Below are 15,849 nucleotides of genomic sequence, written 5' to 3'. Positions count from 1 at the left end.
AACGTGACGGCCGCCCCATAAGGGCGGCCGTTTTTCGTTGGATCAGCTGTTGTGATCGATTTTGATGGTCGGGTCACTGCCGGCAATCAACGAATGAAGGTTGGCGCTGGCCCAGTTGTTGCCTTCCAGTTTGATCGTCACATCCGGTGCAGCCGCTGCAGCGTCGGCGCCGTTGAACTTGCCGGCGGAGCTGACTTGCAGGGACGAAACGCCATCCACCGTGGTGATCTTCAGGAAGTTGTCGATGGGGCTGCCGGTTTCGCCTTGCAGCAGATCGCGCAAGTCGATGCGGTCACCTTCACTGGCCTTGAAGTCCTTGATCACGTCACTGCCGGTATCACCAGCCTTCCAGACGAAGGTGTCGGCACCCAAGCCGCCGATCAGCGTGTCGTTGCCAGTGCCACCGAGGAGGGTGTCATTACCGGCGCCACCGTCCAGCGTATCTGTGCCAGTGCCACCGATGAGGAAGTCATTGCCGGCCTCACCGTTCAGCAAATCGTTGCCAGTGCCACCGAGCAGGATGTCGTTGCCGCTGCCGCCGTAGAGTTTGTCGTCACCGCCCTGCCCGAAGATGATGTCGTTACCAGCACCACCCAACAGCGTATCGTCACCATCGTGGGCGCCAGACACATCGAACGTGGAGTAGTGCTCGGTGACGTACTGGTGCACGTTGCTTAAGGTGACTTTGTTGGTTTCGATGCCGGTTTCCTTGCCGACAAAAGCCTGCAGCGCGGTGTAGCCCTCACCCGTCACGCCAGTGAAACTCACCAGATCGCCGAAGATGATGTCGTTGCCATCGCCGCCGTTGATAGTGTCCTTGCCTGGAAGGGTCGCTTCGCTGTGGCCGAGAATTGCGTTGGCCAAATCTTCCGGGTTGATATTGGCCAGCGGTTTTCCATCGGTGGTGTTATACGGCGCGAGGTCGCTTACCGAGACATCGCTGTTCACGCCAATGGCTTGTACCTTGGAGTTTGCGGCAGCAAACAACGCGAGCGCGGTTGCCGCATTACTCGCACTGGTGCTGTCGACAGAGCCGCTGACTGCGTAATCCGACAGTTCATAGGTGCCGTCACCTTGGGCGTGAACTTGCAGGTTGTAGCCGTTGGCGCTGTACTTGTCCGACGACCAGTTGCCGTTCGATTTTTCGCTCCATTTGTACAAAGCCCCCGAGGAATCAACTACCACGCGACTCTCACCACCGATAACCATCCTGAACTCGGTCCCTGGCGTGTAGGAGCCTTGCTTCAACACGTCGTCGAGGTAGAGGTCCTTAACGCTATCGGACTTGAAGTCGACGACCACCGGATTGATTTGTTCTCTTTGCGTATAAGCGGTCGGCTCACCATCGGTGATGAAGTAGGTGAGGTTGATCGCGTTGGGGTTGCTCAGCGCGTCAGGCCCTTTGAACCAGTTCGCGGTGGTTTTGAACACGTCTTCGTAGTTGGTGTAACCACCAGACTGCATGCTGTTGAGGACCCCCTTCAATAGGTCCAGAGCGCCCGCTTTCGACAGATCGATCGAAATCGATTTGTTGACCTGTGTATCGAAGTCCACGAGGAATACTTTCACGGTGCCAGCGCTCGAGTTTTGCGAGGTGGCGCTGGCGATCAGCGAGGTGAACACCGCTATCAGGGAATTCTTCGCCGACGTTACGGAGGAAGCGCTCATGCTGCCCGAGCTGTCGACCATGAACGCGATGTTGTAATTCTGGCCCGGTATTACCGTCAGGCCGCCGATATCTGCCACTACGATGTCATTGCCATCGGTGCCACCGACATTGTCGTTTCCTGCGGTACCAGTGATCGGCTTATAGACCGCCGGATTAATCGTGATCGGAATCTGTGTCGTACTACTGGCCGAATCACCTGAGCTCTCGGTCGAGACTGCCGTAACTGTCAGCGTGTTGGTACCGTTGGCGTACGGTGCCGGGGTGTAGCTCAACTTGCTCACATCCCACCCGCTGAGGTCGACGACAGCGTTACCGGTCGTGCCCGTAAAGGTGTGCGTGCCGTCGGTCAGAGTCGCACCTGCCGGGATACCGCCGATCGCGGTGATGGTCTGGGTTTCAGAGCCATCAGTGTCCAGCGAGGTTACCTTCAAGCCCAGCGCAACGCTGCTGTTCTCGGCCACCTGAGTAGTGGTGGCGGACACAATCGGTGTATCCGCGACCGCGGTCACACTGATATCGAGGGTGGTGCTTGAACCGGTGCTGGTGGTGTAAGTCACAGTCGGAATCTTGCCGCTCCAATTGTTGACCGGGGTAAAGCTGTAGTCACCGTTGGCACCGAGAGTCAGCTTGCCGACGTTTGCGATGGTGGCAGTACCGCCTGCTGTGTACTCGGTGCCACCCACTGTGAACTTGGTCACGCTTAGAACGTTATCCACATCGCGGTCGTTGGTCAGCACGTTACCGGTCGCGTTGTGGTCTTCGTCGACATTGATGTTGTCCGCCTGCAGCACGCTTGCGTCATTGACGGCACCGACGTGCACCACCAACGGCAGCGAGGTGCTGGCGCTTGGGGCATCGCCGTCTTTGGCGGTGGCCGTGACGGTCAGGGGGATGTCGCCGTTGAAGTTCGTCGGCGGTGTCAGCTTGAGCGTGGACAGGTTCCAACCAGTAATGTCCACCGACGTCGAGCCGTCGGCAGCATTGAAGGTGCGGGTGCCGTCGGTGAGTCTGGAACCCGCCGGCAAGCCGTTCAGTGTGAGAGTGAGTGTTTCCGAGCCGTCGGCGTCGTTGGTGTGGGCCTGGATGGTTGACAACAGGATCGCGTTGTCTTCAAGGCCTGAGTTGAGCACCTGAGTGACATTGATGTTGTCCAGCAGGCCGCCCAGGCTGTTAGTGTCCCCGGCGCGGAACTCGAGCTTCTGGTTGCCATCGGCAGTAACAGGAACGTCGAAGTTGTAGTGCCGCATGCCGGTGGTCGAGGTGTTCAGGGTGCCAATGAGTTGGTCGCCCCAGTACACATTGATCAGCGAATTATCCACACCCGCACGCGGTGCATAGTCGAACGACACGTTATAGGTGGTGCCGGCCTTGGCATCGATAGTGGTGTAGAGGTTGCTCGCATCGCCGGGGTTGCGCTCCAGTTCGATGACCTGGTTATCGGCGCCGGCACCATAGACACTGGCCTTGCCGATTTCGACCATGCCACCCCTGTTGTCGGTGTGCCACACGCCGTTGCCGAGCTTGCTGACATCGACGTCGCCATGTGCGCTTTTCAGAGCAACTTCCTGGAAGTCGGTCGAGACGACCATACCGCCACCGGTCAGTGACAGGCTTGGGGTATCGGTTATTGGCGCGACGACGATGGTGCCGGTCGCCGAAGAGGCGGAAGGCATGCCCTGGTTGTCGGTCGAGTTGTAAGTGAAGCTGGTGGTGCCACTCCAGTCGGCGGTGGGCTTGAAGTAAACCGTTGCGCCGTTCGCGGTTGCGGAGATCACGCTGCTGGCGGTCAACGCGATGGTCCCGGCGGCGTTAGCGTAAAACACGCCATTGGCCGGCAGGCTGGTCAGGGTGAAGTGGCCGACGCTGCCATCGACGTCGTTGCCGCCAAGCTGCACGGCGATCAAATGATCTTCATCACCTCTGGCCGAGGTGGTACTGACGGTCGGAGCGTCGTTGACGTCATTGACCGTGGTGGTGACCGGGGTTTTCACCGGGGTGATGGCTTCGAGGTTGCCGCCGTCGGCCGATTTGATCGACTCAGTGACGGTGGTTTGGCCTTTGTAGACGTCGTTGCCCGCCACGACCTTCAGCTCGCCAGCGCTTTGGCCGACGGCGATGGTGATGCTTTTGCCGCTGTCGAGCGTGACAGTCACCGGACCGTTTTGCGCAGTAACCAAGTTGCCTTTGGCATCGTTTAGCGTCGCGGTGTAGGTAATCGTGCCGCCTTCATCCACAGTCGGCGTGGCCGTCAGCTTCACGGTGGTGGGGTCGATGGTGTCGGTAATGTCAGTGGATACCAGAGATTTGTCCGGCACCAGGCTTTCAAATTCGCCGCCGCTGACTTGGTCGATGCTAGCGGTGACTTTGCCGGCGTCCAGGTACACGTCATCCTTCGGCGCAGCTACGCTGACTTGCCCGGAGACGGCATCTTTCAGGATGGTGATGGTCGCGCCGTTGCTCAGTTTTACCGTCATGTCGCTGCCAGCGGCATGGGACAAGGTCGCGGTGTAGACGATCTGCCCACCTTCCTGAACCGAGCCAGTAGCGCTCAGGGTCAGGTTGGTGGTGTCAGCGGTGTCGGTCACTTGGGTGACGACGGCCGAGCGATCGGTGTCCAGTTTTTCGAAGTTGCCGCCAGTGCTGTAGGCGATCGCTGCGCTGACGGGCGAGGCGCCGGTGTAGACGTCATTCGGCACGGTGTACGGCGCTGAACCGCTGGACTCGCCGGCCTTGATGTTGATCACCAGACCGTTGTTCAGGGTCACGGTCATCGCTGTGTCGGCAGGATGGCTCAGGGTCGCGGTGTAGGTGATCTGACCACCTTCGCCGACGGTGCTCACATCGGCACTGAGCTTCAGCGTGGTGGTGTCGGTGGTGTCATTGACGGTGGTGGTGTGGGTGGTATTGCTGACGTCGAGCTTCTCGAGGTTGCCACCGTCGGTGCTGGCGATGCCAACGGTGATCTTGCTGCCGTCCTTGTAGACGTCATCGGTTGGTGCAGGAATGGTGATGAAACCCGACTTATCGCCGGCCTTGATCACGATGCTTTCGCCGTTGCTCAACTTGACCGTCATGTCAGTGCCGGCGGCGTTGCTGAGGTTGACGGTGTAAGTGATCGTGCCGCCCTCGACTACGTAGTCGCTGGCAGTCATGGTCACTTTGGTGGTGTCCACGGTATCGCTGACAGAGGTGTCCGCCGACTTGCCGTTCACTTCCAGCTTCTCGTAATTGCCGCCCTTGGCGTCGTCGATCTTGACGCTCAGCGAACCGCCGCCAGCCAGGGCATCGTTCGGCGCAACAAAGTTCACGCTACCGCTGCTCGATCCAACCGGAATGGTGATGGTCTGTCCGTTGGACAAGGTCACGACAACCGGCGAGCCGGTTACTGGAGCAGTGACGGACGCGGTGTAAACCACGGTGCCGCCTTCGGCCACAGTGCCGTTGGCGGTCAGACTGACTGTCGACGTATTGATCGTGTCAGTCACTTCGGTGACCGCAGCCGCCGGGTTGGTGGCCAGGTTTTCGAAGTTGCCGCCGCTGGCCTCCTTGATGGTGACTTCGACTTTACCGGCATCTTTGTAGACGTCATCGGCCGGTGCCTTGACGGTCACGGAACCGCTGGTAGCGTTGGCGGCGATGGTGATGGTCTCGCCGTTGCTCAGCTTGACGGTCACCGGAGTGCCGGCGGCGTTGGTCAGGGTGGCGGTGTAAACGATCGAACCGCCTTCAGCGACCGAGTTCGTGGCGCTGAGCGACAGGTTGGTCGTGTCGGTGGTGTCAGTCACGGTGGTGCTGACTGGCGTTTTGTCGGCGACCAGGTTCTCGTAGTTGCCGCCGCTGACGTTGGTGATCGAATTGGTCAGCGGAGTGTGACCGTTCAACGCGTCGTTGGGTGCGAGAGTGGTTACGGTGCCGGTGGTTTTACCGACTTCGATGGTGATCGTCTGGCCGTTGGCCAAAGACACAGTCACTGGCGAACCGGTTACCGGCGCGCCGACGGTCGCGGTGTAGGTGACGGTGCCACCTTCAGCGGCCGACTCGGTGGCTTTCAGGGTCACGGTCGAGGTGTCGATGGTGTCAGTGACGCTGGTCACTGCCGGAACCGTGCTCGGCACCAGGTTTTCGAAGTTGCCGCCGCTGGCCTCCTTGATGGTGACTTCGACTTTACCGGCATCTTTGTAGACGTCATCGGCCGGTGCCTTGACGGTCACGGAACCGCTGGTAGCGTTGGCGGCGATGGTGATGGTCTCGCCGTTGCTCAGCTTGACGGTCACCGGAGTGCCGGCGGCGTTGGTCAGGGTGGCGGTGTAAACGATCGAACCGCCTTCGGCGACCGAGTTCGTGGCGCTGAGCGACAGGTTGGTCGTGTCGGTGGTGTCGGTCACGGTGGTGCTGACCGGCGTTTTGTCGGCGACCAGGTTCTCGTAGTTGCCGCCGCTGACGTTGGTGATCGAATTGGTCAGCGGAGTGTGACCGTTCAACGCGTCGTTGGGTGCGAGAGTGGTTACGGTGCCGGTGGTTTTACCGACTTCGATGGTGATCGTCTGGCCGTTGGCCAAAGACACAGTCACTGGCGAACCGGTTACCGGCGCGCCGACGGTCGCGGTGTAGGTGACGGTGCCACCTTCAGCGGCCGACTCGGTGGCTTTCAGGGTCACGGTCGAGGTGTCGAGGGTGTCGGTGACGCTGGTCACTGCCGGAACCGTGCTCGGCACCAGGTTCTCGAAGTTGCCGCCGCTGGCCTCCTTGATGGTGACTTCGACTTTACCGGCATCTTTGTAGACGTCATCGGCCGGTGCCTTGACGGTCACGGAACCGCTGGTAGCGTTGGCGGCGATGGTGATGGTCTCGCCGTTGCTCAGCTTGACGGTCACCGGAGTGCCGGCGGCGTTGGTCAGGGTGGCGGTGTAAACGATCGAACCGCCTTCGGCGACCGAGTTCGTGGCGCTGAGCGACAGGTTGGTCGTGTCGGTGGTGTCGGTCACGGTGGTGCTGACTGGCGTTTTGTCGGCGACCAGGTTCTCGTAGTTGCCGCCGCTGACGTTGGTGATCGAATTGGTCAGCGGAGTGTGACCGTTCAACGCGTCGTTGGGTGCGAGAGTGGTTACGGTGCCGGTGGTTTTGCCGACTTCGATGGTGATCGTCTGGCCGTTGGCCAAAGACACAGTCACTGGCGAACCGGTTACCGGCGCGCCGACGGTCGCGGTGTAGGTGACGGTGCCACCTTCAGCGGCCGACTCGGTGGCTTTCAGGGTCACGGTCGAGGTGTCGAGGGTGTCAGTGACGCTGGTCACTGCCGGAACCGTGCTCGGCACCAGGTTCTCGAAGTTGCCGCCGCTGGCCTCCTTGATGGTGACTTCGACTTTACCGGCATCTTTGTAGACGTCATCGGCCGGTGCCTTGACGGTCACGGAACCGCTGGTAGCGTTGGCGGCGATGGTGATGGTCTCGCCGTTGCTCAGCTTGACGGTCACCGGAGTGCCGGCGGCGTTGGTCAGGGTGGCGGTGTAAACGATCGAACCGCCTTCAGCCACCGACTCAGTCGCGCTGAGGCTGATAGTCGTGGTATCGGCCGTGTCAGTCACCGAGGTGTCCGCCGACTTGCCGTTAACTTCCAGCTTCTCGTAGTTGCCGCCCTTGGCCTCGTTGATCTTGACACTCAGCGAACCGCCACCGGCGAGGGCGTCGTTCGGCGCAACAAAGTTCACGCTACCGCTGCTCGATCCAACCGGAATGGTGATGGTCTGGCCGTTGGACAAGGTCACAACCACCGGCGAACCGGTCACTGGGGCAGTGACGGACGCGGTGTAAACCACGGTGCCGCCTTCAGCCACAGTGCCGTTGGCCATCAGACTGACCGTCGACGTATTGATCGTGTCAGTCACCTCGGTCACTGCCGGGACAGTGCTCGGGACCAGGTTTTCGAAGTTGCCGCCGCTGGCCTCCTTGATGGTGACTTCAACTTTGCCGGCGTCTTTATAGACGTCGTCTTTCGGTGCAGCCACGCTGACATGGCCGGACACTGCATCCTTGAGGATGGTGATGGTCGCGCCGTTGCTCAGCTTCACGGTCATGTTGCTGCCGGCGGCATGGGACAGGGTCGCGGTATAGACGATCTGGCCGCCTTCCTGCACCGTGCCGCTAGCGCTCAAGGTCAAGCTGGTAGTGTCAGCAGTGTCGGTGACTTTGGTGGCGACGGCAGAGCGATCGATGTCCAGTTTTTCGAAGTTGCCGCCGGTGGTTTCCTTGATCGAGGTCAGGACGTCCGCTGCGCCGGTGTAGACGTTATTCGGTACGGTGAAAGACGCAGAGCCGCTGGACTCGCCCGCTTTGATGTTGATCACCTGACCATTGTTCAGGGTCACGGTCATCGCCGTGTCGGCTGGGTGGTTCAGGGTCGCGGTGTAGGTAATCTGACCACCTTCGCCGACGGTGCCCACGTCTGCGCTGAGTTTCAGCGTGGCGGTGTCGATCGTATCGTTGACGGTGGTGGTGTGCGCGGTTTTGTTGACGTCGAGCTTCTCGAAGTCGCCGCCACTGGTGCTGTCGATGCGGACAGTGATTTTGCTGCCGTCCTTGTAGACGTCATCGGCCGGTGCAGGAACGGTAATGGAGCCCGACTTGTCGCCGGCCTTGATCACAATGCTTTCGCCGTTGCTCAACTTGACCGTCATGTCGGTGCCGGCTGCATTCGTCAGGTTGGCGGTGTAGGTGATGTTGCCGCCTTCAAGCACCTGACCGCTGGCGGTCATGGTCACTTTGGTGGTGTCCAGGGTGTCGCTGATGGCGGTCGAGGTAGGGGTCTTGTCGGCGACCAGATTCTCGTAGTTGCCGCCGGTCACATCCTTGATGGCGTTGGTCAGCGGTTCGTGGCCAACCAATGCGTCATTCGGGGCTTTAACGGTGATCGAGGCAGCGCTTTCACCGACAGGGATGGTGATTTTTTCACCGTTGGCCAGGGTGACGACCACGTCCTTGCCGGTGACCTTCGAGGTCACGGAAGCGGTGTACACCACGTTACCGCCTTCGCCTGCGGTGGGCGTTGCCGTCAGGCTGACCGTCGACGTATTGAGGGTGTCAGTCACTTCCGTGACCGCTGCTGCCGGGCTGGTGACCAGGTTTTCGAAGTTGCCGCCGCTGGCGCCTTTGATGGTCGTTTCGACTTTGCCCGCGTCTTTGTACACGTCGTCTTTTGGTGCTGCGACGGTGACAGAACCGCTGGTAGCGTTGGCGGCGATGGTGATCACTGCGCCGTTGCTCAGGGTGACGGTCACCGGAGTTCCAGCCGCGTGGGTCAGGTTCGCGGTGTAAACAATCGAACCGCCTTCAGCGACCGAATCGGTCGCGCTGAGGCTGAGGGTGGTGGTATCGGCAGAGTCAGTCACCGAGGTGTTCGCCGACTTGCCGTTAACTTCCAGCTTCTCGTAATTACCGCCCTTGGCGTCGTCGATCTTGACGCTCAGCGAACCGCCGCCAGCCAGGGCATCGTTCGGCGCAACAAAGTTCACGCTACCGCTGCTCGATCCAACCGGAATGGTGATGGTCTGTCCGTTGGACAAGGTCACGACAACCGGCGAATCGGTCACTGGCGCGGTGACGGACGCGGTGTAAACCACGGTGCCGCCTTCGGCCACAGTGCTGTTGGCCGTTAGGCTGACCGTCGACGTATTGATCGTGTCAGTCACTTCGGTGACCGCAGCCGCCGGGCTGGTGACCAGGTTTTCGAAGTTGCCGCCGCTGGCGTCCTTGATGGTGACTTCGACTTTACCGGCATCTTTGTAGACGTCATCGGCCGGTGCCTTGACGGTCACGGAACCGCTGGTAGCGTTGGCGGCGATGGTGATGGTCTCGCCGTTGCTCAGCTTGACGGTCACCGGAGTGCCGGCGGCGTTGGTCAGGGTGGCGGTGTAAACGATCGAACCACCTTCGGCGACCGAGTTCGTGGCGCTGAGCGACAGGTTGGTCGTGTCGGTGGTGTCAGTCACGGTGGTGCTGACTGGCGTTTTGTCGGCGACCAGGTTCTCGTAGTTGCCGCCGCTGACGTTGGTGATCGAATTGGTCAGCGGAGTGTGACCGTTCAACGCGTCGTTGGGTGCGAGAGTGGTTACGGTGCCGGTGGTTTTACCGACTTCGATGGTGATCGTCTGGCCGTTGGCCAAAGACACAGTCACTGGCGAACCGGTTACCGGCGCGCCGACGGTCGCGGTGTAGGTGACGGTGCCACCTTCAGCGGCCGACTCGGTGGCTTTCAGGGTCACGGTCGAGGTGTCGATGGTGTCAGTGACGCTGGTCACTGCCGGAACCGTGCTCGGCACCAGGTTTTCGAAGTTGCCGCCGCTGGCCTCCTTGATGGTGACTTCGACTTTGCCGGCATCTTTGTAGACGTCATCGGCCGGTGCCTTGACGGCTACGGAACCGCTGGTAGCGTTGGCGGCGATGGTAATCACAGAGCCGTTGCTCAATGTCACGGTGACCGGAGTGCCGGCAGCGTGAGTCAGCGTCGCGGTGTAAACGATCGAACCGCCTTCAGCGACCGAATCCGTAGCGCTCAGGCTAAGGGTGGTGGTGTCTTTGACGTCGGTCACCGACGTGACTGCCGGGGTTTTATCCGCCACCAGGTTTTCGTAGTTGCCACCGGTGGTGCCGTCGATTTTCACGCTCAGAGAACCGCCGCCAGCCAGTGCGTCGTTCGCTGCGGTGAATTTCACGCTGGCGCTGCTCGCGCCGACCGGAATGGTAATGGTCTGGCCGTTGGACAAGGTCACGACAACCGGCGAACCGGTCACTGGCGCGTTGACCGAAGCGGTGTACAACACGGTGCCGCCTTCAGCCACAGTGCTGTTGGCCGTCAGACTGACTGTCGATGTATTGAGGGTGTCGGTCACGTCGGTAACCGCTGGCGTCTTGTCGGCCACCAGGTTTTCGAAGTTGCCGCCGGTGGTCTTGGTGATGCTGGCTTCAACTTTGCCGGCATCTTTGTAGACGTCATCCTTTGGTGCGGCGAAGTTCACCGAGCCGGTGGTGGCGCCCTTGGCAATGTGGATCACGGCGCCGTTGTTCAGCGTCACGGTCATCGCGGTGCCGGCGGCATTGGTCAGGGTCGCGGTGTAGACGATCGAACCGCCCTCGGCGACCGAGCCGGTGGCGCTCAGGCTCAGGCCGGTAGTGTCGGCAGAATCGGTGACCGTGGTGACCGCCGGCGCATGATCGACGACGACTTTTTCGAAGTTGCCGCCGCTCTGGCTGGCGATCGTAGCCTGAACTTTTCCGCCGTCGATGTACGGGCTGTTGGCCGGTGCGGCGAAGTTGACCGAGCCGGTGGTGGCGCCAGCGGCGATGTTGATCACTGCGCCATTGCTCAACTTCACGGTCATGGCCGTGTCTGTCGGGTTGTTCAGGGTGGCGGTGTAGGTGATCTGGCCACCTTCGCTGACGGTATGGCTGGCCGACAGGGACAGAGACGTCGTGTCGACGGTGTCTTTGACGGTGGTGCTCACTGACGCCTTGCTGATGTCGAGTTTTTCGAAGTTGCCACCGCTGGCATCAGTCATCTTCACGGTGAGCTTGCCGGCATCTTTGTAAACGTCATCGCTTGGCGCCGCGATGGTGACCGAACCGCTGGTTTTGCCGGCTTCGATGGTGATGGTCTCGCCGTTGCTCAGCTTGACGGTCACCGGCGTTTGCGCGGCGTTGGTGAGGTTCGCGGTGTAGGTGATGTGCGAGCCTTCGAGTACCGACTTTTCAGCGCTGAGCGTCAGGTGCGTCGTGTTGACTGTGTCGGCGACGTTGGTCACGGCCGGGGTCGGGCTGGTGACCAGGTTTTCAAAGTTGCCGCCAGCGGCGTCCTTGATGGTGACTTCCAGTTTGCCGGCGTCCTTGTAGACGTCGTCTGTCGGTGCGTCGACTTTCACGGTGCCGGTGGTTTTACCGGCATCGATGGTGATGGTCGCGCCGTTGCTCAACGTCACGGTCACGGGTGTGCCGGCCGCATGGGTGAGGGTGGCGGTGTAGGTGATCTGGCCACCTTCTTTGACGTTGCCAGTGGCGCTCAGCGACAGGGTGGTGGTGTCGACGGTGTCGGTCACGCTGGTGCTGACCGGGGTTTGATCGGCAGTCAGGTTTTCGTAGTTGCCGCCGCTGACTTTGGTGATCGAGTTGGTCAACGGCGCATGGTCGCTGAGCACATCGTTGGAGACCACGGCATTGACCGTGCCGCTGCTTTTGCCAATGCCAATGGTGATGGTCTGACCGTTGGCCAGCGTCACGATGACAGGCGAACCGGTGACCGGTGCGCCGACAGAGGCGGTGTAAACCACAGTGCCGCCTTCGGCCACGCTGCTGGTGGCGGTCAGGGTGACCGCCGAGGTGTCGAGGGTGTCGGTGACGGTGGTGACGGCCGCAGCCGGGTCTTTGACCAGGTTTTCAAAGTTGCCGCCGGTGGCGTCCTTGATGGTCGTTTCGACTTTGCCGGCGTCTTTGTAGACGTCGTCTTTCGGTGCGTCGACGGTGACGGAACCGCTGGTAGCGTTGGCGGCGATGGTGATCACAGCGCCGTTGCTCAATGTCACGGTGACCGGAGTGCCGGCCGCGTTGGTCAGGGTGGCGGTGTAAACGATCGAGCCACCTTCAGCCACCGACTCAGTCGCGCTGAGGCTGATTGTTGTGGTGTCGGCCGTGTCAGTCACCGAGGTGTCCGCCGACTTGCCGTTAACTTCCAGCTTCTCGAAATTGCCGCCCTTGGCGTCGTCGATCTTGACGCTCAGCGAACCGCCGCCAGCCAGGGCATCGTTCGGTGCAACAAAGTTCACGCTACCGCTGCTCGATCCAACCGGAATGGTAATGGCCTGGCCGTTGGACAAGGTCACGACAACCGGCGAGCCGGTCACTGGGGCAGTGACGGACGCGGTGTAAACCACGGTGCCGCCTTCGGCCACAGTGCCGTTGGCGGTCAGACTGACCGTCGATGTATTGAGGGTGTCAGTCACTTCGGTGACCGCAGCCGCCGGGTTGGTGGTCAGGTTCTCGAAGTTGCCACCTGCGGCATCCTTGATGGTGACTTCAACTTTGCCGGCGTCTTTATAGACGTCGTCTTTCGGCGCCTCGACGGTGATGGAACCGCTGTTAGCGTTGGCGGCGATGGTGATGACCGCACCGTTGCTCAATGTCACGGTGACCGGAGTGCCGGCCGCGTTGGTCAGGGTGGCGGTGTAAACAATCGAACCACCTTCAGCCACCGACTCAGTCGCGCTGAGGCTAACAGTCGTGGTGTCGGCTGTGTCAGTCACCGAGGTGTCCGCCGACTTGCCGTTAACTTCCAGCTTCTCGAAATTGCCGCCCTTGGCGTCGTCGATCTTGACGCTCAGCGAGCCGCCACCGGCCAGGGCATCGTTCGGCGCAGTGAAGTTAACGCTGGCGCTGCTGGCGCCGACTGGAATCGTAATGGTCTGGCCGTTGGACAGGGTCACAACAACCGGCGAACCGGTGACTTCAGCAGACACGGACGCGGTGTAAACCACGGTCCCGCCTTCAGCCACAGTGCCATTGGCCGTCAGACTGACCGTCGACGTATTGATCGTGTCAGTCACTTCGGTGACCGCAGCTGCAGGGCTGGTGATCAGGTTTTCGAAGTTGCCGCCACTGGCGTCCTTGATAGTGACTTCAACTTTGCCGGCATCTTTATAGACGTCATCGGTCGGTGCCGGGACGGTCACGCTGCCAGTGGTCGCGTCGGCAGCAATGGTGATGACCGCGCCGTTCGAAAGGGTCACGGTGACTGGCGTGCCGGCCGGGTTGGTCAGTGTTGCGGTGTAGGTGATCTGGCCGCCTTCGACGACGCTACCGGTGGCGGTGAGGCTCAGGCCGGTGTTGTCTTTCGAATCGGTGATAGTGGTCAGCGCCGGCTCGGTGCTCGGGGTCAGCTGCTCGAAATTGCCGCCGGTGGTTGCGGTGATGGTGGTGCTGACGGTGCTGCCATTGTTGTAGACGTCATTGGCTGCGGTGTCGACGGTCACGCTGCCGGTGGTCTTGCCTGCTTCGATGGTGATGACCGAGCCATTGCTCAAGGTCACGGTCATCGGCGTGCCGGCCGGGTTGGTCAGTGTTGCGGTGTAGGTGATCTGGCCGCCTTCGACGACGCTACCGGTGGCGGTGAGGCTCAGGCCAGTGTTGTCTTTCGAATCGGTGATAGTGGTCAGCGCCGGCTCGGTGCTCGGGGTCAGTTGCTCGAAATTGCCGCCGGTGGTTGCGGTGATGGTGGTGCTGACGGTGCTGCCATTGTTGTAGACGTCATTGGCTGCGGTGTCGACGGTCACGCTGCCGGTGGTCTTGCCTGCTTCGATGGTGATGACCGAGCCATTGCTCAAGGTCACGGTCATCGGCGTGCCGGCCGGGTTGGTCAGTGTTGCGGTGTAGGTGATCTGGCCGCCTTCGACGACGCTACCGGTGGCGGTGAGGCTCAGGCCAGTGTTGTCTTTCGAATCGGTGATAGTGGTCAGCGCCGGCTCGGTGCTCGGGGTCAGTTGCTCGAAATTGCCGCCGGTGGTTGCGGTGATGGTGGTGCTGACGGTGCTGCCATTGTTGTAGACGTCATTGGCTGCGGTGTCGACGGTCACGCTGCCGGTGGTCTTGCCTGCTTCGATGGTGATGACCGAGCCATTGCTCAAGGTCACGGTCATCGGCGTGCCGGCCGGGTTGGTCAGGGTCGCGGTGTAGGTGATCTGGCCACCTTCGACGACGGTGCCGGTGGCGGTGAGGCTCAGGCCGGTGTTGTCGGCCGAGTCGGTAATGGTGGTGACCGCTGGCGCGGTGCTCGGCACCAGGTTTTCGAAATTGCCGCCGGTGGCGCCAGTGATCGTGGTGCTAACGGTGCTGCCGTTCTGATAAACGTCATTGGCCGGGGTGTCGACGTTCACAGTGCCAGTCGTTTTGCCGGCTTCGATGGTGATGGTCGAGCCGTTGGACAGGGTGACCGTGACCGGCGTTTGAGCCGGGTTGGTCAGGGTCGCGGTGTAAGTGATCTGCCCGCCTTCGGTAACGTTGGCGCCGGCGGTCAAGGTGACCGTGGTGGTATCAACGGTGTCAGTGACCTGGGTCTCGGCCGGGGTCGTCGGCGCGGTGACGATGATGCCGCTGCCGCCCGTGGTGCCGGTGACGGTCACGTCGATCTGGGTCGGGTCGTTATAGACGGTGTCGTTTGGCGCGAGCGGGACGTTGACCGTACCGGTCAACTGGCCGGCCTGGATCACGATCACCGAGCCGTTGGATAACGTGATGATCAGGTCCGTCAGCGGAGCCTGGCTCAGCGTCGCGGTGTAAACCAGCACGCCACCGGCCTCGGTGATGGTCGGCGTGGCGCTCAAGGTCAGGGTCGATTCGCGCTGCACGTTGGCGCTGGTATCGGTAGTCTCGCCGAAGGTGTTCTGTGCAGCCAAAGCGGCAGTGTCGATGCCGGCAGTCGGGAAACCTATGGTCGGGTCGATCCGGGCAGCGGTTGCATCCAGCATCACGAAGTTGTGGCCGCTACCTGCCGAGCCGCCCGAGCCGGCAGCCGTCGGGCCGGCCGCGGTGGCTTCAAGATCGGTGGTCGGGTCGGCACCTGCCGCGATGGCTTGCTGCAGCTCTTCAACCGATGGCGCAGCTTGTGCAGTGGCTTGTGCAAGGTCAGTGCTGGAATCGCTGCCACTCCATTGAGTGTCGCGGCCCAGGTCCAGGGTCCGGCCGTCTGCCAGTTCAAGCGTAATGGCGCCAGCCGCACCGGTGTCTACCTGATCGCCGACAAACAACCGATCGCCTTCAACGAGTACGCGACGGACGCCCTCTGGGGACACCGCGAAAACCTGACCGACAATGCTTTTGACGATGGCCACAACACTGCTCATTGAAGACTCTCCGGGTGTCACATTCAGTAGACGTCCATGGACCTGAGAGCGGTTGATCGCGCTCAGTCGATGTACTTTCAAGGTACTAGAGGCACAATTTTGACGCGGGTATTTGTCAATAACTTGGCTATATTTTTCCGCTATAAACTTTATGCCAAACTATTGACCTTGCGCATGCCATCCTAAACACTCGCCTCCGTAATGTCACATTGATATTTCGGCGCCGCCCTGCTCCACAGAGTGTGATCCAGTTCCAAAATTCAACTTTCCGACAAGCGGTCATTCCAATTGTCATCATCCGTT

Annotated in this window: 1 protein-coding gene; it reads right to left on the bottom strand. The window is 60.8% G+C overall.

Annotated features, from left to right (window positions below; genetic code table 11):
- Positions 1 to 42: 42 nt before the first annotated feature.
- Complete coding sequence (locus ACYZTL_RS14780) at positions 43 to 15,546, bottom strand: retention module-containing protein (protein WP_461952416.1); 15,504 nt, start codon at positions 15,544 to 15,546, stop codon at positions 43 to 45.
- Between the last annotated feature and the right edge of the window lie 303 nt (positions 15,547 to 15,849).

Source organism: Pseudomonas sp. LB3P81, assembly GCF_054897965.1.
This window is presented reverse-complemented; position numbering and strand designations above follow the sequence as displayed.